The sequence below is a fragment of the Ralstonia sp. 25C genome, assembly GCF_051904805.1.
Taxonomy (GTDB): domain Bacteria; phylum Pseudomonadota; class Gammaproteobacteria; order Burkholderiales; family Burkholderiaceae; genus Ralstonia.
Window position 1 is genome coordinate 333,676 of sequence record NZ_CP196737.1, and the last position, 24,109, is coordinate 357,784.

Consider the following 24,109-nt stretch of genomic DNA (forward strand, 5'->3'; position numbering starts at 1 on the left):
AGATGATCCGCTTCCCGTTTTCTTCGACTCTGATCCCGCTGACAGCCATGTTGACCGGCTGCACGCTGATGCCCGCCTACGAACGGCCCGCCGCGCCGGTGCCGGCGGCCTTTGCCGAAGTCTCCACCGCAGCGCCTCGACCCAGCGCTGAGCCGGCCACACCGGTTCCCGCCACACCCGTTGCCGACATCGGCTGGCATGAGGTCTTTACCGATCCGCCATTGCAACGCGTGATCGACATGGCCCTGGAGAACAACCGCGACTTGCGCGTGGCCGTGCTGAACATCGAGAAGGCCCGTGCGCAGTATCGCGTGCAAGACGCCGCGCTGTTCCCGTCCATCAAGGCCAGCGGCAATGAAAACGCCAGCCGCACGCCCGCAGGCCTCTCCGGCACCGGGCAACCGCTGGTGGCACACAGCTACAGCGCCACGCTCGGCTTCAGCGCCTATGAGCTCGACCTGTTCGGCCGGGTGCGCAGCCTCAGCGCGCAGGCACTGGAGCAGTACCTCTCCACCGCCGAGGCGCGCCGCAGCAGCCAGATCAGCCTGATTGCCGAAGTGGCCACGGCGTACCTCACCCTCGCCGCAGACCAGGACCTGCTCAGGCTCGCGCAGGACACACTCGCCAGCCAGAGCGATACCTATCGGCTGAACCAGCGCAGCTACGAACTCGGCACGGCATCGAAGCTGACGCTGCGCCAGTCGCAGACCAGCGTGGACAGCGCGCGCGTGGATGTCGAGCGCTATACCGCGCAGGTCGCGCAAGACCGCAATGCACTGGTGCTGCTGGTGGGCGCCGATCTGCCTGCCGAGTTGCTGCCCCAATCGCTGCCTGACACATCAGTGGCAAACAGCAACGTGCTGGCGAACATTCCGCCCGGCCTGCCATCGGACTTGCTCCAGCGGCGGCCCGACATCCTCCAGGCCGAGCATGACCTGAAGGCCGCCAACGCCAACATCGGCGCGGCACGGGCAGCGTTCTTCCCGAGCATCAGCCTCACCGCCTCGGCCGGCACATCGAGCGCCAGCCTGGCCGGCTTGTTCAAGGGCGGCTCGGGCGTATGGAGCTTCGGGCCGCAGATCTCCTTGCCGATCTTTGACGGAGGCGCCAACCGCGCCAATCTGGACATCGCCAAAACCAGCCGCGACATTGCCGTGGCGCAGTACGAGAAAGCCATCCAGACGGCGTTCCGTGAAGTCTCCGACGCGCTGGCCCAACGCAACACGCTGGGCCGTCAGCTCGAAGCGCAGCAATCGCTCGTCGATGCCACGGCCGACAGCTATACGCTAGCCACCGCACGCTTCAAGCGCGGTGTGGACAGTTACCTGAACGTGCTCGACGCGCAGCGCTCGCTGTACACGGCGCAGCAGAATCTGATCAGTACGCGCCTGTCGCGCTTCACCAACCTGGCGACCTTCTATAAGACACTCGGTGGCGGCTGGGTGGAAAACACCGGTGCGGCCAACACGCCGGTAGACGCTGGCGCCTGATTGGTGAGGCCGCCATCCGCGTATTTTCCGAACGCGGTGTTCACGACACCGCGCAACAGGACGTGGCCACACGTGCGCGCTGCGTAAAACCACGTCTCCGGCAAACCGGCGCTGCTGCCAGTTGGCACATCAATTGAACGGCGCTTGCGCCATTGCGGTGTATTTCGATGGCATACACTCTCGTTTCGCCGCGCTGGTGCGGCGCCGGATCAGGAAGTCCTGCATGCGCAAGAAGACAGAAGAAAAGCGGCAAGCCATTATTGACGCCGCTTTCCGCGTGTTCGTGGAGGTCGGGTTCGACCAGGCCTCGATGTCGGACATTGCCGCCCGCTCAGGCGCGTCCAAAGCCACGCTGTACAACTACTTCAGCTCAAAGGAAGAGATGTTCGCGGAGATCATGAGTGGCACCGCCGCCAATGAGATCCGCGACGCCTTCGCACAGTTGAAGCGCTCCGCCCCCATGGTCGAGACGCTGACCGCGTTTGGCGAGCACTACCTGAATGCCATCCTGCGGCCGTCGGTGCTGGCGATCCGTCGCCTCGCCATTGGCGAGGGGGAACGCTCCGATCTCGGACGCACCTTCTACGAGCGCGGCCCCAAGATCGGCTGGGGCATGTTGACTGAGTTTCTTGGCATCGCCATGGAAGCGGGCAAACTCAAACGCAGCAACCCGGAGATCGCCGCCGCGCATCTGCACGCCTTGTACGAGGCGGAATGCGTCGAGCTATGCCTGTTCGGCGTGCCTGTGGAGATCAGCCCCGCGCGGATCTCCGAAGTCATCGAACGCGCGGTGGCGGTATTCATGGCGGCGTATGGCGTGCCGCAAGCCGAGGCGACTGGCGGCTAGAGCACAGCCCCGGCACCCTGCCACTCAAGACGTTGATCAGCGCGGGCCACGCGCCAACCGGTGCGCCACCCAGTCCCCGCCCGTAATGACTGTCCGCCCGGCGATGTGCTGCGCGCTGACCGGATAGACGATGCATTCCACCGGCTCGCTGCCCAGCATCACGGCATGGTTCTCGCGCAGAAACAGCGCATCGCCGCCGGGGTAGACCTCTTCGATTTCGTCCAGGATGGGAACGAGCGCGGCATCAATGCGGTACACGTCCCCCCGTACGGCGGTGCCGGTCGGGTCCAGCACGAGGCCGGGGTAGGCGCCAAAGTCGTACAGGCGGCCGTGCAACATCGCGGTACCGACCAGTTCCGGCTCAGGAATGCCGCGCTTGGCCGCCGCGACGCGCAAATCGTTCGCCTCCCCGGCGCGTAGGGTGCCGTAAACGAATACATGGATGGCGTTGGCGTGGTTCATTCGAGTGCATCCTGTGAAACCAGCACACCGTCCTCATCGGCATAGATCCACTCACCCGACTGAATGTAGGCGCCAGGCATCTGCACGCCCACATCGCGTTGGCCGGCATTCTTCTTGATGCTCTTGCGCGGGTGTACCGCCAGGGCGTGGATGCCGACGTTGCATTCCGCCAGCTCGCGCGTGTCACGCACACAGCCATTGAGCAGAATGCCTTCCCAGCCGTTCTCTTCTGCGAGCTTGCCGAGATTGCCGCCCACCAGCGCGCAACGCAGTGAGCCTCCCCCATCGATCACCAGCACACGGCCAGCGCCCTGCTCTTCCAGCGCGGCGCGCACCAGGCCGTTGTCTTCAAACACCTTGATCGTCGCCGCCGGGCCGGCAAACGCGGCGCGCTTGCCAAAGCTGCGGAACACCGGCGCGAGCACACGCAGGGTTCCGTAGACGAGCTTGTCTTCGTGCATGTCGCACAAGTCGGTTACGGGGATCATCGTCATGGCAATGGGTCAGATTAGCGTTGGCGAAAGCGGGGTCAGCGGCCGGCGCGCAGCGAATCGATCGTCGCGCGCGGGCTGATGACATTGGGATCGGTCTGCACTTCGATGATGCTGGCCACCGGCGCCACCAGTGCCGCCTCCACGGCGGACTGGAAACCCTCGAGCGAACGCACCGTATGCCCCTCGGCGCCATACGCACGCGCCAGCGCGGCAAAGTCCGGGTTGCGCAGCTCGGTGCCGCTCACGTGGGCCGGGTATTCGCGTTCCTGATGCATGCGAATGGTGCCGTACATGCCGTTGTTGACCACGATGAAGATCACCGGCGCGTTGTACTGCATGGCCGTTGCCAGCTCCTGGCCGTTCATCAGAAAGCAGCCATCGCCAGCCATGCAGATGACGGGCGTGTCGGGGCAGACGATCTTGGCAGCCACCGCAGCCGGCGCGCCATAGCCCATCGCCCCGCTGGTCGGCGCCAGTTGCGTGCGCGAGCCAGACGCCAACGCACCGTATTGGTAGAACCGATGCAGCCACGTGGCGTAGTTGCCCGCGCCGTTGGTCAGAATGCTGTTGTGCGGCAGGCGCTCGCGCAGCCACTGCATCGCGCGGGCCATGTCGATGCCCTGGCCACTGAACGGCGGCGGCGTGATGTTGGCGAGGTAGTCCGCATGCGCGGCTTCCGTCCACGCGGACCAGCGCGGCGCGGCATCGGGCGAGACACTGTCCAATGCCTCGGCAATCGCAGGCATCGACGCCTGAATCATCAGATCGGCTTGGTAGACACGGCCCAGCTCTTCTGCGCCCGCATGCACGTGGATGAGCGTCTGCTTCGGGCGTGGCACGTCGAAGAGCGTGTAGCCGGAAGTCGTCATCTCACCCAGGCGCGGGCCGATGGCGAGCACCACATCGGCCTCTTTCACGCGCGCGGCCAGCTTCGGGTTGATGGCGATGCCGACATCGCCGGCGTAGTTCGGGTGGCGGTTGTCGAACAGATCCTGCCGGCGGAACACGCAACCGGCCGGCAGGTTCCAGCGCTCGGCAAATGCCTGCATGCGGGCGGCAGCCTGCGGCGTCCAGCCGGAGCCGCCCAACAGCAGCATCGGGCGTTCGGCGCTCTGCAGCAGCGTCTTCAGTTGCGCCAAATCATGCGGGCCGGGCCACGCCATCGCGCGGGGCATGGGCGGCACATCGGCTACGGTGGCCACTTCGGTCAGCATGTCTTCGGGCAGCGCCAGCACCACGGGGCCAGGGCGGCCGGCCGTGGCAGTCTGGAACGCACGCGCGATGTATTCGGGGATGCGCTCCACGCTGTCGATCTGCGCGACCCACTTGGCCATCTGGCCGAACATCCGGCGGTAGTCGATTTCCTGGAATGCTTCACGGTCCACAAAATCGCGGCCGACCTGGCCGATGAACAGGATCATCGGCGTGGAATCCTGGAAGGCGGTATGCACGCCAATGCTGGCGTTGGTGGCACCCGGCCCGCGCGTGCAGAAGACGATGCCGGGGCGGCCGGTCAGCTTGCCGTAGGCATCGGCCATCGTGGCGGCGCCCCCCTCTTGCCGGCAGACGATGAAGCGCGCGCGGTCACGGCGCTGGTAGAAGCCTTCGAGCACCGACAGGTAGCTCTCGCCCGGTACGCCAAAGGCGATGTCCGCGCCATGGGCAACGAGTGCATCGACGAGGATTTGTCCACCATGGCGCGGCGCCATTTCAGCGGATGTGTTGCGTGCGACTACGGTCTCCATGGCGGCTTGGTCTCGCTCTTGATTCGTTGACGACACAACGGATCATAGCGGAAGGCGCGCCGGGCGCACACGCCCCCGTTGGAACTACATCTGCCGAAACAGATGCGCGTACTGCCGCGCCACGGGCAGCGTCTCCGTACGCCCGCGCATCTTCAAGCCTAGGCGGCCCAGCGACAGATGCACGGCGCTCGACACGTGCGCCACGTTGACGACCGTACCGCGATGCACCTGCCAGAAATGCTCCGGGTCGAGTTGCGTCAACAGATCACGCAAGCTGGTGCGGATCAGCGATTCGCCGCCGCTGGCCACCACGTTGACGTACTTGTCGGTGGCTTCCAGATACAGCACGTCATCCACGGGGATGAAGCGCACCTCCTGCCCGACCAGCGCCTTGATGAAGCGTAGATAGCCGCCCTGCGGCGTCACACGCGTTTGCGCGGCGCCCTGCAAACCAGCAAGACGCTCGACGAGTTCGGCCAGTGTCTGGGCGGGGTCGGCGCCATGACCGTTCAGGCGGATGCCAAGCCGATCCCTCAGGCGCTTGACGGTCTCGGCCAGGCGCTCCGTCTGCACGGGCTTGAGCACGTAGTCCACCGCGGCCTGCTCGAAGGCATCCAGCGCAAACTGGTCATAGGCGGTCACGAACACCACGAGCGGACGATCTTCCCGATCCGCCAGTTCACGCGCCACGTCGATGCCCGATAGCCCCGGCATGCGAATGTCGAGAAACACCACATCGGGCCCCTGCCCGGTCGCTGCGTCGTCGATCACATCGAGCGCGGATTGCCCGTCATGCACCGGCGGCAGCAACGCGGCTTCGGGCCAGAGCGCAGACAGTTCCGCAACGAGGTTCTCGGCCAACGCTGGCTCGTCGTCGGCAATCAGCAGGCGGGGGGATGACGGCATCGATCAGGTTCCGGCAGGCGCGCAGGACGATAGCGCGGGGTTGGCAACAGGGCGAGAAAAGCGGCAGCGCCACTCGGGCGCACCGGCGGCAGCGTGAGCGGAGTCGGCCACCTCGTGCGCCAGCGGCAGCTCTACGGTGACCGTCACGCCGTGCGGCAGGGTTTCGCCAATGGTCAGCCGCGCCTCGCCGTCAAACAGGCGTGAGAGCCGTTCGCGCACATGGGTGAGGCCCAGCCCCGAACCCTTGCCGCCGTCATTGCCGAAACCCACGCCCGTATCGCGCACTTCCAAGATGAGGCGCTCGCCTTCATTGGGGGAACTCAGCCGGGCCGAGAGCGCGATCTCTCCACCTTCACGCGCGGGTTCAATGCCGTGCACGACGGCGTTTTCCACCAGCGGCTGGATCAACATCGGCGGGATAACGAGGTTGGCAATGGCGTCATCCAGCGCCAGCGAAAACCGCAGCCGGCTGCCGAAGCGCAGCGCCTGGATATCGAGATACGCGTGCAGTAGCGCAAACTCCTGCGCCAGCGTGCATTGCTCTGCCCGGGCATGCGAAAGCGACGTGCGAAGAAAGCCGATCAGATGTTGCAGCAAGCGCCGCGCGCCGTTCGGGTCTTTCGCGATGAGCACGTCAACGTGGGCGAGCACGTTGAACAGAAAGTGCGGCTCGATCTGGGCCTGCAGCGCCATCAACTGCGCACGCACCACCTGCTTTTCGGCCTCTTCGCGGTCAAGCGCGTCGAGCGCGGCCTGGCGCTGCAACGCCGCCAATTTGCCGCGCGACCAGTAGTAATACGTCGCGCCCAGCGCCGCCAGCATGGCGATGATGAAGCTCATGCGGAGGCTGTCCGCTCGCCACGGTTCAGGGTTGACGTTGTTCAGGCACAGGATGGTGCGCGCCACCCATTGCCCGAACGGCACGCCGATCAGCACGGCACCCAGCACAATCCACGGAAAAACTTTCTTGTTGGGCGGCCCGTCGCCCCACAGCACGTGTCGAGGGATATCGATCAGCGCGATCATCGACAGGCCAATCGCTTGGCTGAAGGCGAAATCTTTCCAGAAGGATTCTTCCGGCCGGATACCGAAGGCCAGCACCGCCGCGATCAGCGTATTGACGATGACGACGACAGCAAACGTCTTCCCTGCCCGCGCGGCAATGCGCAGGCAAGCGGCAAGCGAAGGGAACGACACATTGGCGAACATGCGGGCGATCTTACCGGAGGGCTTTGCGGCGTTGAAGCTTGGGGTTTCCCGCATTACTGGCGACCAGCCTGCTGCCGCAGACGGGCCAATTCCTGCTCGACCAAGCGTTGATAGCCATTGCCCATGCTCCACGCCAGGCTCAGACCATGAGCGGCCAGCCCCATCCCCCAGCCAAGCAGCGGCCAGACAAACCAGAATTGCCCGCGCGACAACGCAATCGCCGCCAGTACCGCGTTCACGGCCAGGAAGGACAGCAGATGGATGCGGAACCCCATGCGTGCGCCGGCGCGATGGCGTGCGCGGCGCAGGAGCGCATCGTCGGATTCGGTGGAGGGGGCGTAGGGGATGGCGGACATGGTGCGCTCAGGTGGAGCCGAGGATGTCCGCAGTATAGAAATGGCGCCTGGGCGGGCGCCATGGGGGTGCGACGAATGGTGGGATTGGCGGGATGAACAGCCGTCATTCCGCCCCGGCAGGTGTGGTGCTTACGCCGCCAGCGCCTCCCGCACCGATTGCGTCACCACCGTAGACGCCACCGCCTCCGCCACCGTCTCGCGCGACAGATGCGGCGCAAACATGCCGATGAAGTCGTGCGCATACCCGCGCAGATACGCACCGCGGCGCACCGCCACGCGCGTGGTGTTCGGCTCGAACAGGTGGTCTGCGCCAATGCACACGAGGTTGTCGTCCTTGCGTCCGTCATACGCCATCGACGCGATGATGCCCACGCCCACATCCAGCGCCACATAGGTCTTGATCACGTCGGCGTCCATGGCGGTCAGCACGATCTCGGGGTGCAGGCCAGCGCTGGCAAACGCCGCGTCGATATTGCGGCGGCCCGTGAAACCGGCGTCGTAGGTAATGAGCGGATACTGCGCCACGTCTTCCAGCGTGGGCAGCGGGTTCTTGGTCAGCGGATGATCGGGACTGACCACCAGCACATGGCGCCAACGGTAGGCCTCGAACGACGTCAGCCCCGGCTCATTCGCCACGGCCTCGGTGGCGATGCCGATATCGGCCTGCCCCGTCAGCAGCAGTTCAACGATGTGCGACGGCGATGCCTCCTGCAGCGCCAGCGTGACGTGCGGATATTCCTTGCGGAACGATTGCACCACCTTGGGCAGCGCGTAGCGCGCCTGCGTGTGCGTGGTCGCCACGGTCAGGCGGCCGGACTGGCGGCCGGAGAACTCCTCTCCCGCCTGACGCAGGTTCTCGGCTTCGAGCAGCAGGCGCTCGACAATGCGGACGATCTCGCGGCCCGGCTCCGTCAAGCCGGTCAGGCGCTTGCCGTAGCGCTCGAAAATCTCCACGCCCAGTTCATCTTCCAACTCGCGGATCTGCCGCGACACACCGGGCTGCGACGTGTACAGCGCATTGGCGACTTCGGTCAGGTTGAACTGGCGGCGCACCGCCTCGCGGATGGAACGCAGTTGTTGGAAGTTCATGGCTCGTGTCCTCTCGTATTGGTTGTCGTCCGAGCAGCGGGATGGGTGAGATTAAGCGGTGGCCTGCACAGCGGCGGGCCGCGCGTTCTGGGCAAACACACGGATCGCGCGCGGGCGCACCACCAGCGTTTCACCCTCACGGAAGCCCTCGGCGCGGAAGCGCTCGATGGGCAGGGAGACTTCGATGATGTCGTCGGTGTCTTCGCGCTCCAGCTCAAGCTGCGCGATGGCACCCAGCGTGAGCGCGCGGCGCAGCGTCACGGGAATGCCCTCGGCGCCGGGCGCATAGCGCTCCAGATCAATCTCGTGCGGGCGGACAAACGCGACAGCCTGATCGGCACGCGACGAATCCACGCCGCCCGACGGCACCGCGATGGACGAATCACCCACATGCAGCACACTGCCGCCCTCGCCCTCTTCCAGGCGGCCGTGGAACAGATTCACGTTGCCGAGGAAGCCGTAGACGAACGGCGTGGCCGGCGTGTTGTAGACCGCATCCGGGCTGCCCACCTGCTCCACTTGGCCACGGTTCATCAGCACCACGTTGTCGGCCACTTCCAGTGCCTCTTCCTGATCATGCGTGACGAACAAACTGGTGACGTGCAGATCGTCGTGCAGGCGGCGCAGCCAGCGGCGCAGCTCCTTGCGCACCTTGGCGTCGAGCGCGCCGAACGGCTCGTCGAGCAGCAGCACGCGCGGCTCCACTGCCAGTGCACGCGCCAAGGCAATACGCTGGCGCTGACCACCCGACAGTTGCGGCGGGTAGCGATCGGCCAGCCAGTCGAGCTGCACGAGTTCCAGCAGCTCTTTCACCTTGGCGCGGATCTGCGCTTCGCTCGGCCGCTGCCCACGCGGCTTCACGCGCAGGCCGAAGGCCACGTTCTCGAACACCGTCATGTGCTTGAACAGCGCGTAGTGCTGGAACACGAAGCCGACCTGGCGCTCGCGCACGTGCTGGTCCGATGCATCCTCGCCATTCAGGTGGATGCTGCCCGAATCCGCATGCTCCAGCCCCGCGATGATGCGCAGCAGCGTGGTTTTGCCGCAGCCGGAGGGACCCAGTAGCGCGGTCAGTTCGCCTTGCTTGAAGTCGAGCGAGACATCGTTGAGAGCAACGAAATTACCGAAGCGCTTGGTGATGTGTTGAACCTGGATGCTCATGCTGCGCTCCCTTCGAGCGGAGATTGCACGGAGATGTGCGAGTTCGAAATCGATGTGGGTTGCTGTGCAACGCGTGCGCCTGGGCCTTCGCCCACGCCGGCATCTGCATCGGCCAGCTCGCGGCGGCTGCGCCATTCGACCAGCGTCTTGAGGGCAAGTGTCACGAGTGCCAGCAGCGTCAGCAGTGAAGCCACGGCAAACGCGGCCGCGAAGTTGTATTCGTTGTAGAGGATCTCGACGTGTAGCGGCATCGTATTGGTCAGCCCGCGAATATGGCCCGACACCACCGACACCGCGCCAAACTCGCCCATCGCACGCGCATTGCACAGGATCACGCCGTAGAGCAAACCCCACTTGATGTTGGGCAGCGTCACGCGGAAGAACGTCTGCCAGCCCGACGCGCCCAGCACGATGGCGGCCTCTTCCTCTTCGCTGCCCTGCGCCTGCATCAACGGAATCAATTCGCGCGCGACGAACGGGAATGTGACGAAGACGGTGGCCAGCACGATGCCCGGCACCGCAAAGATGACTTTGAAATCGTGGTCCGACAGATAGGGCCCGAACCACCCCTGCGCACCAAACAGCAGCACGTAGATCAGGCCCGCAATCACCGGCGACACCGAGAACGGCAAATCGATCAACGTAAGCAGCAGGTTCTTGCCGCGAAATTCGAACTTGGCAATCGCCCACGCCGCTGCCACGCCAAACACCACGTTGAGCGGCACGGCAATCGCCGCGACGGTCAGCGTGAGGTAAATCGCGGAGAGTGCATCTGGCTCGATCAGCGCTTCGAGATACACGTCCACGCCCTTCTTGAACGCCTCGTAGAACACGCTCGCCAGTGGCACGAACAGGAACAGCGCGAGGAAGACGAACGAGATCAGGATCAGCGTTGCGCGCACCCAGGCGGATTCGGCAGTCGCACCCTTTCGTGCGGACGGCCCCGCAGCGGGCGCCTGGCCAAGTTGACGAGAAACGGTACCGGCCATGTCAGGCTCCTGCGGCCGCATTGGCGGTCAAAGGTTCGGGGGCGCGCTCGATGGTGTCATTGCGATTGCCACGTCGGCGCGTCCAGGCTTGCAGCAGGTTGATCACCAGCAGCAGCGTGAACGAGATGCCCAGCATGACGACAGCGATGGCCGTGGCGCCTGCATAATCGAACTGCTCGAGCTTGGAATAGATCATCAGCGGCGTGATCTCGGAGACCATCGGCATGTTGCCGGCGATGAAGATGACCGAGCCGTATTCGCCCGTGGCGCGTGCGAAGGCCAGCGCAAAACCGGTCAGCAGCGCCGGCAGCAACGTCGGCAGGATCACGCGGATAAACGTCTGCCAGCGCGTGGCGCCAAGGCTGGCGGCCGCTTCTTCAAGTTCCGTTTCCAGATCCTCAAGGACCGGCTGCACGGTGCGCACCACAAACGGCAAGCCAATAAACGTCAGCGCCACCACAATGCCCAGCGGCGTGAATGCCACCTTCAGCCCGAGTGGCTCCAGGCGCGAACCAATCCAGCCATTCGGCGCATACAGCGCGGTGAGCGCGATGCCGGCCACCGCAGTCGGCAGCGCAAACGGCAGATCCACCAGCGCATCAATCAGGCGCTTGCCCGGAAAGCGATAGCGCACCAGCACCCAAGCGACGATCAACCCGAAGACGAGGTTGATCACTGCCGCAATCAGCGAGGCGCCAAAGGTCAGCTTGTACGACGCGACCACGCGGGGCGCAGTGACGGTCGTCCAGAACGCATCCCACGTCATGGTGAATGTCTTGAGCACGGTCGCCGACAGCGGGATCAGAACGATCAGCGCGAGGTACAGCAGCGAGAAGCCCAATGCCAGCCCGAAACCCGGGAGCACGTTGGCGGGCTTACGCCGCTTGGAGGGGGACAACGCAGAGGACAGGCTCATCAGCGCAACCGAAAAGAAAAGGCCCCAGAGCAACTGCGCACTGCGGCCGATATGCAGATGAACCTATTGTGGCGAACCGTTCTTATGACGAAAACGAATATTTGCGCATGTGCATCATCGTTTTAGATATAAGGGGTGCTCGGTAAGACATCCCACTGGGCTTGCCAGTCGGCGCCGTCGCGCGTGGTGTCTTGTGCACTTGCGCGGGTCACCACGCGGTCGAGCAGTGCTAGGCCGGCGTCCCAGTCGCCCAGGTTGGAATCGGCGTTGATGTGACCGGCCTCACCCGCATCGACAAATTCCACGCCCCAGCGGGCGGCCCATTCGATTGCGTTGGGCTGGGGCATCCACGGGTCGTTGCGGCTGGCGGCCAGCACGGCGGGGAATGGCAAGGCACGCTGTGGCAGCGCATCGCGCACGCCGAATTTGTCCGGGTCTGCTGGAGCAATCAGCAACACGCCGGCCACAGCTTCCCGCGCCTGGGCCGCCCAGTGCAACGACGCCAGGCAGCCAAAGCTATGTGCCACCAGAATCACACGACGCTTTTGACGCCCCTGAGGGCGCGCGGCCAGCGCATCGCGCACGGTTTCGCCCACCCGGGCAGACCAGCGTGGCAGGTCGGGCGTGGACCAATCGCTCTGTTCAACGCGGCGCCAGTCCGGGAACCGCGCTTCCCAGCGTGTCTGCCAGTGCCCGGGGCCGCTTCCGTACAAACCGGGAACGGTGACGATGGCTACGTCGGTCGGCCAGTGCCAATCGGTCGGCGCCGATGAAGTTGCGAGTGCGCTGCGTGCCATGGCGTCGTGCTCACTCCGTCAGAAACAGGCTGGCGCACTGCTGCTGTTGCACCACCGGTGCCTGCGCCATCGGTACCACCAGCGGCGTGGGCGCGGCTTCCGCATCGGCCTCGGCTTCGGCACCGGGCAGGATGCTGCCTTGCACGTAGGCAATCCCCGCGGCACGGGCCAGTTCGAGATCGCTCGGCCGTTCGCAGCGGCGCAGCGCGAGCGTCACACCCAGCTCACGCGCCGATTCGGCCAGCGACACCACGTGCCGCGTCACCCAATCACGCCGCGCATCGAGTTTCAGATACGCCGGCTTGGCATGCACGAGCAACGCGCCGGCTTCGGCGGGGTCGGATGCCTGCACTGCCACGGCAAACCCATTGCGCCGATAGTTGTCCACCACGAACAGCAACAGCCCCAGGTCATCATTGGCCGTGGACGGCACCTGGATGACGAACTGCTCAGGCGACAACCCCAGCGCCGTGACGGCGCGCTGGAATGCCTTGCCGTGGTCAGCCGCCACCGCCGCCAGCAGGCGACCGTGCACATTCAAGACCAGCCGCTTGGCGTCCGTGCGGACAAAGTAGTTAAGCGTATGCATCAACCGGCACAAGCGATCGAGTTCCACCAGCGTGCTGTCGTCTGACGCCAGCGAAAACACCTTCCACGGGTTCAGGCCCAGATCGCCGTCGCGCGTCCAGGTGCGCATTAGCGCTTCGTGGCCGGCGGGTGCGAGCGTGCCGTCAGCGGCAAGCTGCCACACCGGTTCAAACAGGCTGGTGAGCGAGCTATGGAAGAACTGGCCCTGCACGCGGCCACGGGCGTCACGCCACAGTTGACGATCGGGCGTGGGTGCGCTCGGCAGCGTGCCGAGAAATTGTGCGAGTGCGGTGGTATGCATCAGGCTCATGGGTGAGGCTCCTGGGTGTTCCTACGAGGTCGCCGTCTCCTCCCCGTCCTCACAGTTTGGCGATCGACACTTCTGTCGCCTTCACCAGCGCCACTACTTCGCTGCCGATCTTCAGGCCCAGGCTATCGACCGAGCGCGTGGTGATGACCGAGGTCACGATGCCGGCCGGGGTCTCCACGTCGATCTCCGAGAGCACATCGCCCCGGATGATCTCTTTGATCTGCCCGCGAAATTGGTTGCGTACGTTAATCGCTTGGATGCTCATGATGTTCCTTCTTAGATGACAACAACACAACGTGCCAATGAATGTTTTCAGGAGAAAGGTTTGCTGCGTCTTACACCGCCCAGCGCACGGCTGTGGCCGGCACGTCCAAGGGTGATGCCCACGCCGTGTGCGAGCGCACATCGGTCACTTCGTTTGGATCGACCTTGCGCTGCATCACCCGGTTGAGGATGGCCTCTTCCAGTCGCGCAAACGCAGGCGAACCCCGGTGGCGCGGGCGCGGCAGATCGATGCGTTCATCCAGCGCGATGCGGCCGTCTTCGATCAGCACCACGCGGTCGGCCAGCGCCACCGCCTCGGCCACGTCGTGCGTGACCAGCACGGCGGTAAAGCCCAGGCGCTGCCAGAGGCCTTCGATCAGGTTCTGCATGTCGATGCGGGTGAGCGCATCGAGCGCGCCCAGCGGCTCGTCGAGCAGCAGCAAGCGTGGGCGATGCACCAGCGCACGGGCGAGTGCAACACGCTGGCGCTGTCCGCCCGACAGGCGCGCCGGCCACTCCCCTGCCCGCTCGGCCAAACCGACTTGTGCAAGCACCTCGGCGGCCTGTGCACGCTGCGTTTTTGGCAGGCCGAGCGCGACGTTGTCGAGCACCTTCTTCCACGGCAGCAGGCGTGCGTCCTGGAACATCACGCGGGCGTCATCATGCAGGCCGTCTTCGGTATCACCATCACGACGCAGATGACCATCGTCAACACCTTCCAGCCCGGCAATCAGCCGCAGCAGCGTGCTCTTGCCGCAGCCGCTGCGCCCGACGATGACCACGAACTCGCCCGGCGTAATGTCGAGGTCGATGCCGTGCAGCACCTCACGGTCGCCATAGCGTTTGACGACCCGTTCGATGTGCAAGGCCGTGCCGGCCAGCGCGGCGTGTTCGGTAGCGTTGCTTTGCATCATGTTCTCCTCAGGCAGCGGCTTGATAGCCGGGGTGCCAGCGCAGCCAGAAGCGCTCCAGGGTACGCGACAGCAAGTCGGCCAGCTTGCCCAGCAGCGCGTACAGCAGGATGCCGAGCAGCACCACATCGGTCTGCAGGAACTCGCGCGCGTTCATCGTCATGTAGCCGATACCCGCTTGTGCGGAGACCGTCTCAGCGACGATCAACGTCACCCACATCAGCCCCAGCGAGAACCGCACGCCTACGAGAATCTGCGGCAGCGCGCCGGGCAGGATCACCTCGCGGTACAGCTGCGTACGCGACAGCCCATAGCTACGCGCCATCTCCACCAGCGCCGGATCGACCGAGCGGATGCCGTGATACGTATTCAGGTAGATCGGGAAAAACACGCCCAGCGATACCAGAAACAGCTTGGCCGATTCATCGATCCCAAACCACAGGATGACCAACGGAATCAGCGCCAGCACGGGGATGTTGCGGACCATCTGCAAGGTCGTGTCGAGCAGCGTTTCTGCCGTGCGGAAGGTGCCGGTCAGCAGCCCCAGCGCCAGCCCCAGCGAGCCGCCAATCGCAAAGCCCACCAGTGCACGCCATGTGCTGACCGCCACGTGCGTCCACAGCTCGCCCGAGCGCGCCAGGGCGATGGCGGATTTCGCCACGTCCAGCGGCGCCGGCAAGATGCGATTCGACAGCCAGCCCCACTGGGCCGATGCCTGCCAGAGCACCAGCAACAGCAGCGGCACAATCCACGGCGTCAACCGCTGACGTGCGCTGCGCAGAAAGGTGTTGGCTGCGGATTTCGATTCGGAGGCCATGGTGCGCTCCTTTAGCTGGCTGCCACTTTGGGCACGATGCCCGTGGCAATCACCTCGCCAAACGGACCATTCAGCACGTTGCCCGGCAATTTGTCGCGCACCGAGCGCGGCAGCAGCGGGAACACCAGTTCGGCAAAGCGGTATGCCTCTTCCAGGTGCGGATAGCCGGAAAAGATGAACGTATCGATGCCCAGATCGGCGTATTCCTTCATGCGCGCGGCCACGGTTTCCGGATCGCCCACCAGCGCCGTGCCGGCACCACCGCGCACGAGGCCCACGCCTGCCCACAGGTTCGGGCTGATCTCCAGATCGGCACGGCTACGCTTGGCGCCGCCCGCATGCAACGCTGCCATGCGCTGCTGGCCAGCCGAATCCATCTTGCGGAAGGCCTCCTGCGCGCGGGCCACGGTGTCATCGTCCAGCTTGCTGATGAGCTGGTCAGCAGCGGCCCACGCTTCCTCTTCCGTCTCACGCACGATCACATGCAGGCGGATGCCGAAGTTCACCTTGCGCCCATGCTTGGCGGCGCGCTTGCGCACGTCGGCAATCTTCTCGGCCACAGCGGCAGGCGGTTCGCCCCACGTCAGGTACGTCTCGACCTGCTCGGCGGCCAGCTCATGCGCTGCCTCCGACGAGCCACCGAAGTACACCGGCGGATGCGGCTTCTGCACCGGCGGATACAGCACCTTGGCGCCCTTCACGCTAAGGTGCTTGCCGGTGTAATCCAGCGCCGCGCCTTCATGGCTCGCAGCCAGCGTTTCGCGCCAGATGCGGATGAACTCTTCCGATTGTTCATAGCGCTGCGCGTGGTCGAGGAACAGGCCATCGCCCGCCAGTTCGCCCGGGTCGCCACCGGTAACGAGGTTCACCAGCAGACGGCCATTCGACAGGCGGTCGTACGTGGCGGCCATGCGCGCGGCCAGCGTCGGCGCCATCAGGCCCGGACGCACTGCCACCAGAAAGCGCAGGCGCTTCGTCGCGGGGATCAGGCTGGCAGCCACGATCCACGGGTCTTCGCATGAGCGACCGGTGGGAATGAGCACACCCTCGTAGCCCAGCGTGTCGGCGGCCACAGCCACCTGCTGCAGATAGGCGTGATCGACCTGGCGCGCGCCTTCGGCAGTACCGAGATAGCGACTGTCGCCGTGGGTGGGGATGAACCAGAAGACTTGCATGATGGTTTCCTTGGATTGTGTTGTTCTCAGGTCAACTCAAGCGCGGGCGATGGCCAATTGCGCCGGCGTCGGATGCCACACGATGTCCAGCGGCTTGACCGCGCGCGGAATCAGCCCCAGGCCGTGGAAGGCATCCGCCACGCGCTGCTGCTCGGCAATCGCCTCAGGCGTGACGGGCCGCACAGGCGACGGCGGCCGCCGCGACAGGAACAGATGCACCGTCGCCAGCGACAGCCCAGAGAACTCCGCAATACGCTGCGCGGCTTCCTTGCGGTTCTCCTGCACGAGCCGATCCGCGCGCGACAGCTCCGCAAAGATCGCGGCGATGGTGTCGCCGTGCTTCTCGGTAAAGGCTGTCGGCGCGAAGTAGAACGAGTTGTTGGACGACAGCGTGCGGCCCGTCGCCAGCACGCGCGGCTTGATGGCCAACTCGGTGGCGGCGTAGTACGGGTCCCAGATACCCCAGGCGTCCACGGCGCCGCGCTCGAAGGCGGCACGCGCGTCGGCGGGTGTCAGGTACACGGGCTGGATGTCGGCAAAGGTCAGGCCGCCCTTCTGCAGGCCGCGCACGATCAGGAAATGCGCGCTCGAGCCCTTTTGCAGCGCCACGCGCTTGCCCTTCAAGTCGGCCAGCGTCTTGAGCGACGAATCCTGCTGCACGAGGATGGCCGAGCTGTCCGGCTTGGGCGGCTCCACGCCCACGTAGCGCAAGTCCTTGCCCGCAGCCTGCGCAAACACGGGCGGCGTGTCGCCGGTAATTGCCAGATCCAGGCTGCCTGCAGACAGCGCCTCCAGTTGCTGCGGCCCGGCCGGAAACTCCAGCCAGCTCACCTTCGTACCCGGAAAGCGCTGCTCCAGCGCGCGGTTCTCTTTGACGATGACGAGGTTGACGGCGCTCTTCTGAAAACCAATGCGCAATTGCGCGGGCGGCGTGATCTTCGGCAGATTGGCCGGGGTGCCAGCAGCGTTCGCAGCATGGGCGACGGAGCCAAGCGCCGCCAGCGATGCACCTGCAGCCGAAGCTGTCAGCAAACGGCGGCGTTGAATATCAATGGTCATGGCGATCAGCGAGCCGCTTGTTGCGTGGTCGGTTGCGCGCTCGGGTTCCACGCCGAATCCGCCACCTTCACCGGGCGCGGAATCAGCTTGAGCGCGTGGAACGTATCGGCAATGCGCTGCTGATCCGCCAGAGCTTCCGCACTCACGGGCTGGATGCCGTAAGCGATGCGCGAGACGGAGCGAGCCACCACCGCCGGCTCCAAGCCAAGTTGCGGGCCAAGGATCGTCGTCACATCCTTCGGGTTGGCGGCGGCCCAGGTGTCGGTCTTCTTCAGCTCATCCAGCACGATGTTGAGCACGTCGGGCCGCGCCGTTGCATAGCCCTTCGAAGCCAGGAAGTACTGCGAGTTGTTGACCACGCCCGTGCCATCGGCCAGCACGCGTGCGCCGAGTTGGTGCTCTGCTGCGGCGAAGAACGGATCCCAGATCACCCATGCATCGACGGCGCCGCGCTCGAAAGCGGCACGCGCATCGGCGGGGGTCAGGTAGACGGGCTGGATGTCGCTGTACGGCACGTTGGCCTTTTCCAGCAGCTTGACCAGCAGGTAGTGCACGTTCGAGCCCTTGTTGAAGGCAACGCGCTTGCCCTTCAGGTCCGCCACGCTTTTGAGCGGCGAACCCTTCGGCACGATGATCGCCTCACCAGCCGGTGCGGGCGGCTGGTTGCCGACGTAGACGAGATGCGCCCCCGCAGCCAGCGCGAAGATCGTCGGCGCTTCACCCGTGGTACCGAAATCGACGGCGCCCACGTTCAGGCCTTCGAGCAACTGCGGGCCGGCCGGAAACTCCGTCCACTTCACCTCGATGCCTTGCGCGGCGAGACGCTTTTCCAGCGTACCGCGTGCCTTGAGCACGGTCAGCGTGCCGTACTTCTGGTAGCCGATGCGAAGTTGTTTGGCGGCGGTCGGGGGCGGTGCGTCGCTGTTGGCAAACACGGCGGGTGCGCCGACCGTGGCGAGCACCGTCGCGAGGGTCACGGAAACGCGGGTGAAGGTCCTACGCAGAGGCGAGTGGGTTTTCATGATTCAGTCGATGCGGGAGATAGGGGCGGCACGATCCGCGCGCAGACGCTGCGCGGCATGACAACAACAGGAAACGTGGAGAACCGGGATGCGCTCAGCGCATCAGGCCAAACATCGCATTCGGTCCGCGTCGGGAGCCTGGAACGTGGCGCGCACCGCGCTGCGGCTGGAGACGATCACCTGCGCCACGGCCGGGTGCCGTGCCAACGCCAGGGCCTGGTGCACGCGCTCCACGCCATCATCCAAGCGTTGTTGCAGCGACGGGTCGACCACCACGCCATCGTCGGCCACGACGATCTGCGAATCGACCGCAAAGATGCCGGGCAGGATCGACTTGGCCGCCAGCGCCGTCAGCACCGGGCGCAGCGCGTAGTCGATCGCCAGCGTATGGGCGAGGCTGCCGCCGGTGGCGATCGGCAACACAACCTTATCGCGCAGCCCCGTCTGCGGCAGCAGATCGAGAAACGTTTTGAGCAGGCCGCTGTAGGCCGCCTTGTAGACCGGCGTGGCGAGAATCACCACGCCTGCCGCTTCCACCCGCGCCACCGCATCGGCGATGGCCGGGTCGGACACCTGCGCGCCCAGCAGCGCATCGGCCGGCAGGCTGCGCAAGTCCAGGTGATCCGCGGTCTCACCGGCGCGCTCGAGCTGCGCACGCACGTGGCCCAGCAAGCGCGCAGACCTTGATTGCGCCGAGGGGCTGCCGGAGATGGTGAGGATGCTCATGATGCGGACACACCTGTGGGTTGCTTGGGCTTACTTGCCCGGTTGATAGAGCTGATCAAATTGGCCGCCGTCAGCAAAGTGCGTCTTCTGCGCCTTCTGCCAGCCGCCGAACGTGTCGTCGATGGTCACGAGCTTCACCTTCGGGAACTCGGCTTCGTGCTTCTTGGCCACCGCCGGGTCGGTCGGGCGATAGAAATTCTTCGCGCCGATCTCCTGCCCTTGCGGCGTGTACAGGAACTTGAGATACGCCTCTGCCGCCTTGCGGGTGCCCTTCTTGTCGGCCACCTTGTCGACCACCGCCACCGGCGGCTCGGCCAGGATGGAGATCGACGGCACCACCACGTCAAACTTGTCCTTGCCCTCCACGCGCGCGGCCAGCAGCGCCTCGTCTTCCCACGCGATCAGCACATCGCCGATACCGCGCTCAGTAAAGGTGGTGGTCGCACCGCGTGCGCCCGAATCGAGCACCGGCACGTTCTTGTAGAGCTTCTGCACGAAATCCTTGGCCGTGGCGTCCGAACCGCCCGGTTGCTTGAGCGCATACGCCCATGCGGCCAGGTAGTTCCAGCGCGCGCCGCCCGAGGTCTTCGGGTTGGGCGTGATGACAGCAATGCCCGGCTTGACGAGGTCGTTCCAATCCTTGATGCCCTTCGGGTTGCCCTTGCGCACCAGGAAGACGATGGTCGACGTGTACGGCGACGCGTTGTGCGGCAGGCGCTTCTGCCAGTCCTTGCCCGTCAGGCCCTTCTCAGCAATGGCGTCGATGTCGTAGCCGAGGGCGAGCGTCACCACATCGGCGTCCAGCCCGTCGATGACGGAGCGGGCCTGCTTGCCCGAACCGCCGTGCGACGCGCGCAGGGTGATGTCTTCACCCGTCTGGGCCTTCCACTGCTTGGCGAATTCGGTGTTGATCTCTTTGTACAGCTCGCGCGTCGGGTCGTACGACACGTTCAGCAGCGTCGTTGCCGCATACGCACCGACGGTTCCCCCCGCCACAATGGCAGCCGCAATGGTGTTGAACACAAACTTGCGAATCATCTTGCTGACTCCGTTTCTTATCTTTGATGGTTCTGGAATACGAGCAAGACTACCGAGCGGGCCTTGTACGGGGAACGAATGAATTCAGGGAATGTTCATCGGTTTTTGCATATAGAGGCACACCCGTCATGTCGCCGATCTGCAGGCCCCTCAGCGTCCCGCTTGCGGCCGTGCAGCCCCAACGTGACCGCCTCTTGGCCGCCCTGCGCCATCAGGCCGATCGGGTGCGTCTTGGCGAAGACCGTCCTATAGGCACCGCCAAGTTGATAGCATTGCACTTTCACCCGCATCGACAGCCCTGGAGCCTATGAGCCGAAACGCCCTCCTCGTCCTCATCAAGATCGCCCTCACCGTTCCGGTGACCTACGCGTTGGCCTACCCATTCTTGAACGCGTCCGCAGCTGGCGGCGTTTTCAAGGAAGTTGAGTTGCTTGGCGTGTTCTGGGGCGCCGTCCTTGTGATCGCTTTCCTCACATTGATTTTTCTGTATTGCCGCGATCTTTTTCGATCCCTTTCCTTGGTACGTCCAAGTGCGCGAACGGCAACCCCGCGAAGTGTTTGGCTCATGTTTCTGCTGCCCTACAACTTCGTTGAGGACTTTTTCATCATCGCTAACGTGGCAAATTCCTTGCGGAGAGAGGCGCAACACAATCGTGCGCTGGATCCGTTCCAGCGTTTCGGCATGGTGTCCGGCCTGGGCTGGTGCACCGCACAGATCTTCTCTTTGCTCCCAAATGACGTGGGGGCGATATCGGGAGTTCTGGCATTACCGCTCTGGATCATTCACTGGCGATTCATCCGACAGGTGAATCAGGCCTTGAGGGAAGCCAGTCGTGCCAACATGAAAGCGAACCACGCCCTCGGCGACGCATGAATTCAAACGCTGGACGAGGACAAGCTCGCGCCGCCGGAGCGGTTATCCGGCCCTTAAGCAAGGGATAAGGCCAGGAGACACCAACGACAAACGCACAAAAAAAATGCCGCTCTGGATCCCTCCAGAGCGGCATTTCAGCCTTTAGCGCAGCTCTCAGTGCACCACGCGCTCAAACGTAAACTGCCCATCCCGATAGTCCACCGGCACCACATCCTTGGGCGCAAACTTGCCCTCCAGAATCATCCGTGCCACCGGATTCTCAAGCTGCTGCTGGATCGCCCGCTTCAACGGTCGCGCCCCAAACACCGGGTCGTAGCCCGCGGAGGCCAGCTTGGCCACCGCCTCGTCGCTGATCTCCAGCGCCAGATCCATATGCGCCAGACGCGCCGCCAGCCGCTTGAGCTGAATCCGCGCGATCGATTCGATGTTGCGTTGGTCCAGCGCGTGGAACACCACCACCTCATCGATCCGGTTCAGGAACTCGGGCCGGAAATGCGTCTTCACTTCCTGCCACACCGCACCCTTGATCACATCCGCCGGTTCGGTCGCCATCTGCTGGATGAGCTGTGAGCCCAGGTTGGACGTCATCACGATCACCGTGTTCTTGAAGTCCACCGTGCGGCCCTGGCCATCGGTCAGGCGGCCATCGTCCAACACCTGCAACAGCACGTTGAAGACGTCCGGGTGCGCCTTCTCGACTTCATCGAGCAGCACCACGCTGTACGGCTTGCGGCGCACGGCTTCGGTCAGGTAACCGCCTTCCTCATAGCCGACATAGCCCGGCGGCGCGCCGATCAAGCGGCTCACGGAATGCCTCTCCATGAACTCGCTCATGTCGATGCGGATGAGGTGCTCTTCCGAATCGAACAGGAAGCCAGCCAGCGCCTTGCACAGCTCGGTCTTGCCGACACCCGTGGGGCCCAGGAACAGGAACGAGCCGTAGGGCTTGTTCTCGTCCGCAATGCCCGCGCGCGAGCGGCGGATGGCGTCCGACACCAGCCGCACAGCTTCATCCTGGCCGACCACGCGCTCGTGCAGGCGGTCTTCCATCTTGAGCAGCTTTTCGCGCTCGCCGGTCATCATCTTCGACACGGGGATGCCCGTGGCGCGGCTGACGACTTCGGCAATCTCTTCGGCGCCCACTTGCGTGCGCAGCAGCTTGTTCGGCTGCTTCTGGCCAGTCGCTTCGGCAGCGGTGGCGGCCTTCAGCTTGCCTTCCAACTCGGGCAGCTTGCCGTATTGCAGCTCCGCCACCTTGTCCAGCTTGCCTTCGCGCTGCAGCTTGGCGATCTCGAGCTTGATCTTCTCGATCTCTTCCTTGAGCGCAGCAGCGCCTTGTGCGGCGCCCTTCTCAGCCTTCCAGATTTCATCCAGATCGGCGTATTCCTTCTGCAGGCGTTCGATTTCCTGCTCGATCAGCTCCAGGCGTTTCTGCGAGGCTTCGTCGGTTTCCTTCTTCACCGCTTCGCGCTCGATCTTGAGCTGGATCAGGCGGCGGTCGAGCTTGTCCATCGCCTCGGGCTTCGAGTCGATTTCCATCTTGATGCGCGCGGCCGCTTCATCGATCAGGTCGATGGCCTTGTCCGGCAGGAAGCGGTCGGTGATATAGCGGTGGCTGAGTTCAGCCGCGGCCACGATCGCCGGGTCGGTGATCTCCACGCCGTGGTGCAGTTCGTATTTCTCTTGCAGGCCGCGCAGGATGGCGATGGTCGCCTCCACGCTCGGCTCGTCGACGAGCACCTTCTGGAAGCGGCGCTCCAGCGCGGCATCCTTCTCGATGTACTTGCGGTATTCGTCCAGCGTGGTCGCGCCGATGCAATGCAGCTCGCCACGTGCCAGTGCGGGCTTGAGCATGTTGCCGGCGTCCATCGCGCCTTCGGCCTTGCCGGCGCCCACCATGGTGTGGATCTCGTCGATGAAGAGGATGGTCTGGCCCTCTTCCTTGGCGATGTCGTTGAGCACGGCCTTCAGGCGCTCTTCGAACTCGCCACGGTACTTGGCACCGGCCAGCAGGCCTGCCATGTCGAGCACCAGCACGCGCTTGTTCTTCAGGCTCTCGGGCACTTCGCCGTTGACGATGCGCTGCGCCAGGCCTTCGACGATGGCCGTCTTGCCCACACCAGGCTCGCCGATCAGCACCGGGTTGTTCTTGGTGCGGCGCTGCAGGATCTGGATGGCACGGCGGATTTCGTCGTCGCGGCCAATCACCGGGTCGAGCTTGCCGATGCGGGCCATCTCGGTGAGGTCGATGGTGTACTTCTTGAGCGCTTCACGCTGGCTTTCGGCCTCGGCGCTGCCGACGGTCTGGCCGCCGCGCACGGCATCGATGGCGGACTCCAGTGCCTTGCGCGCCAGCCCATGCTCGCGTGCGATGCGGCCGGCCTCGCCTTTGTCATCGGCCACGGCCAGCAGGAACAGCTCGCTGGCGATGAACTGGTCGCCACGCTTGATGCCCTCTTTCTCGGTCTGTTGCAGCAGGCTGCCCAGGTCTCGGCCGACCTGCACCTGCTCGCCACCTTGCACTTGCGGCAAGTGCTTGATGGCGCGGTCCAGCGCGGTGTCCAGCGCACCCGTATTCACGCCGGCACGCGCCAGCAGGTTCTTGGTAGCCCCATCCGGCTGGCGGAGCATCGCCAGCAGCAGGTGGATCGGTTCGATGTACGGATTGTCGTTGCCCAGCGCCAGGCTCTGCGCGTCGGCCAGCGCTTCCTGGAAGCGGGTGGTCAATTTGTCCAAACGCATTAAAAACCCCTTGCGGAAAATGTTTCACTGCTCCGAAAGATAGGGAGCTTCAGTGGCATTTCAAGCGCAAGAACGCGGGTTTTGATGCAGATTTGCGCCAGAACAAACGGCGGCACGCCCAC

The 24,109-nt window shown here is 64.6% G+C and carries 24 protein-coding genes; 3 read left to right on the forward strand and 21 right to left on the reverse strand.

The features are described 5' to 3' along the window. The first annotated feature begins 2 nt into the window (after positions 1 to 2). Positions 3 to 1,490: an AdeC/AdeK/OprM family multidrug efflux complex outer membrane factor gene (adeC, locus tag ACS7SF_RS01460; protein ID WP_439891370.1), complete on the forward strand. Its 1,488-nt coding sequence runs from the start codon at positions 3 to 5 to the stop codon at positions 1,488 to 1,490. Positions 1,491 to 1,713: 223 nt separating this feature from the next. Then, a complete protein-coding gene (locus ACS7SF_RS01465) occupies positions 1,714 to 2,337 on the forward strand; it encodes a TetR/AcrR family transcriptional regulator (RefSeq protein ID WP_439891371.1) in 624 nt (207 codons plus the stop codon). A 36-nt stretch (positions 2,338 to 2,373) separates the two neighbouring features. Here the strand turns inward: ACS7SF_RS01465 and ACS7SF_RS01470 are convergent, their stop codons facing one another. From ACS7SF_RS01470 to ACS7SF_RS01565, 20 genes are all read right to left on the reverse strand, one after another. Continuing rightward, entirely contained in the window at positions 2,374 to 2,799 is a 426-nt protein-coding gene (locus ACS7SF_RS01470) for a gamma-glutamylcyclotransferase family protein (RefSeq protein WP_439891372.1), read from the reverse strand. Further along, a complete protein-coding gene (gene rraA, locus ACS7SF_RS01475; protein WP_439891373.1) occupies positions 2,796 to 3,293 on the reverse strand; it encodes a ribonuclease E activity regulator RraA in 498 nt (165 codons plus the stop codon). Before rraA ends, ACS7SF_RS01470 begins: the two co-directional genes overlap by 4 nt. Before the next feature lie 35 nt (positions 3,294 to 3,328). Continuing rightward, positions 3,329 to 5,038 (reverse strand): thiamine pyrophosphate-binding protein, encoded by a 1,710-nt coding sequence (locus ACS7SF_RS01480; RefSeq protein WP_439891374.1) that lies wholly within the window; start codon positions 5,036 to 5,038, stop codon positions 3,329 to 3,331. A gap of 84 nt (positions 5,039 to 5,122) precedes the next feature. Continuing rightward, the gene (locus ACS7SF_RS01485; RefSeq protein WP_439891375.1) at positions 5,123 to 5,944 is read right to left on the reverse strand and encodes a LytR/AlgR family response regulator transcription factor; all 822 of its coding nucleotides are present in this window, start codon (positions 5,942 to 5,944) and stop codon (positions 5,123 to 5,125) included. A gap of 3 nt (positions 5,945 to 5,947) precedes the next feature. Next, a complete protein-coding gene (locus tag ACS7SF_RS01490; RefSeq protein ID WP_439891376.1) occupies positions 5,948 to 7,207 on the reverse strand; it encodes a sensor histidine kinase in 1,260 nt (419 codons plus the stop codon). After that, entirely contained in the window at positions 7,207 to 7,509 is a 303-nt protein-coding gene (locus tag ACS7SF_RS01495; RefSeq protein ID WP_439891377.1) for a 2TM domain-containing protein, read from the reverse strand. Before ACS7SF_RS01495 ends, ACS7SF_RS01490 begins: the two co-directional genes overlap by 1 nt. 129 nt (positions 7,510 to 7,638) lie before the next feature. Further along, entirely contained in the window at positions 7,639 to 8,598 is a 960-nt protein-coding gene (locus ACS7SF_RS01500) for a CysB family HTH-type transcriptional regulator (protein WP_426398767.1), read from the reverse strand. A 51-nt stretch (positions 8,599 to 8,649) separates the two neighbouring features. Further along, positions 8,650 to 9,759 carry a sulfate/molybdate ABC transporter ATP-binding protein gene (locus tag ACS7SF_RS01505; RefSeq protein ID WP_439891378.1) on the reverse strand — a complete coding sequence of 370 codons (1,110 nt, stop codon included), beginning with the start codon at positions 9,757 to 9,759 and terminating at the stop codon, positions 8,650 to 8,652. Beyond that, entirely contained in the window at positions 9,756 to 10,748 is a 993-nt protein-coding gene (gene cysW, locus ACS7SF_RS01510) for a sulfate ABC transporter permease subunit CysW (protein WP_439891379.1), read from the reverse strand. Before cysW ends, ACS7SF_RS01505 begins: the two co-directional genes overlap by 4 nt. Before the next feature lies 1 nt (position 10,749). After that, complete coding sequence (cysT, locus tag ACS7SF_RS01515) at positions 10,750 to 11,664, reverse strand: sulfate ABC transporter permease subunit CysT (protein ID WP_439891380.1); 915 nt, start codon at positions 11,662 to 11,664, stop codon at positions 10,750 to 10,752. Positions 11,665 to 11,786: 122 nt separating this feature from the next. Continuing rightward, positions 11,787 to 12,461, reverse strand: coding sequence for an RBBP9/YdeN family alpha/beta hydrolase (locus ACS7SF_RS01520; RefSeq protein WP_439891381.1), 675 nt, complete (start codon positions 12,459 to 12,461; stop codon positions 11,787 to 11,789). Positions 12,462 to 12,471: 10 nt separating this feature from the next. Beyond that, a complete protein-coding gene (locus ACS7SF_RS01525; RefSeq protein WP_439891382.1) occupies positions 12,472 to 13,359 on the reverse strand; it encodes an EAL domain-containing protein in 888 nt (295 codons plus the stop codon). Positions 13,360 to 13,408: 49 nt separating this feature from the next. Next, positions 13,409 to 13,624, reverse strand: a complete 216-nt coding sequence (locus ACS7SF_RS01530) for a TOBE domain-containing protein (protein ID WP_004626558.1) — start codon at positions 13,622 to 13,624, stop codon at positions 13,409 to 13,411. Positions 13,625 to 13,694: 70 nt separating this feature from the next. Then, entirely contained in the window at positions 13,695 to 14,534 is an 840-nt protein-coding gene (locus tag ACS7SF_RS01535) for an ATP-binding cassette domain-containing protein (protein WP_439892668.1), read from the reverse strand. 10 nt (positions 14,535 to 14,544) lie between these two features. Further along, the gene (ssuC, locus tag ACS7SF_RS01540; protein ID WP_439891383.1) at positions 14,545 to 15,351 is read right to left on the reverse strand and encodes an aliphatic sulfonate ABC transporter permease SsuC; all 807 of its coding nucleotides are present in this window, start codon (positions 15,349 to 15,351) and stop codon (positions 14,545 to 14,547) included. A gap of 11 nt (positions 15,352 to 15,362) precedes the next feature. Then, positions 15,363 to 16,526, reverse strand: coding sequence for an FMNH2-dependent alkanesulfonate monooxygenase (gene ssuD / locus ACS7SF_RS01545; RefSeq protein WP_439891384.1), 1,164 nt, complete (start codon positions 16,524 to 16,526; stop codon positions 15,363 to 15,365). Positions 16,527 to 16,562: 36 nt separating this feature from the next. After that, the gene (locus tag ACS7SF_RS01550; protein ID WP_439891385.1) at positions 16,563 to 17,585 is read right to left on the reverse strand and encodes a sulfonate ABC transporter substrate-binding protein; all 1,023 of its coding nucleotides are present in this window, start codon (positions 17,583 to 17,585) and stop codon (positions 16,563 to 16,565) included. 5 nt (positions 17,586 to 17,590) lie between these two features. Continuing rightward, positions 17,591 to 18,607, reverse strand: a complete 1,017-nt coding sequence (locus tag ACS7SF_RS01555; protein WP_439891386.1) for a sulfonate ABC transporter substrate-binding protein — start codon at positions 18,605 to 18,607, stop codon at positions 17,591 to 17,593. 102 nt (positions 18,608 to 18,709) lie between these two features. Beyond that, positions 18,710 to 19,333, reverse strand: a complete 624-nt coding sequence (gene ssuE / locus ACS7SF_RS01560; RefSeq protein ID WP_439891387.1) for an NADPH-dependent FMN reductase — start codon at positions 19,331 to 19,333, stop codon at positions 18,710 to 18,712. 30 nt (positions 19,334 to 19,363) lie between these two features. Next, positions 19,364 to 20,371 (reverse strand): sulfate ABC transporter substrate-binding protein, encoded by a 1,008-nt coding sequence (locus ACS7SF_RS01565; RefSeq protein WP_439891388.1) that lies wholly within the window; start codon positions 20,369 to 20,371, stop codon positions 19,364 to 19,366. Between the two features lie 307 nt (positions 20,372 to 20,678). On the opposite strand from ACS7SF_RS01565, the gene ACS7SF_RS01570 reads away from it, so the two are divergent. Next, positions 20,679 to 21,245, forward strand: a complete 567-nt coding sequence (locus ACS7SF_RS01570) for a hypothetical protein (RefSeq protein WP_439891389.1) — start codon at positions 20,679 to 20,681, stop codon at positions 21,243 to 21,245. Between the two features lie 153 nt (positions 21,246 to 21,398). Here the strand turns inward: ACS7SF_RS01570 and clpB are convergent, their stop codons facing one another. Then, positions 21,399 to 23,987 carry an ATP-dependent chaperone ClpB gene (gene clpB, locus ACS7SF_RS01575; RefSeq protein WP_439891390.1) on the reverse strand — a complete coding sequence of 863 codons (2,589 nt, stop codon included), beginning with the start codon at positions 23,985 to 23,987 and terminating at the stop codon, positions 21,399 to 21,401. Positions 23,988 to 24,109: the final 122 nt, after the last annotated feature.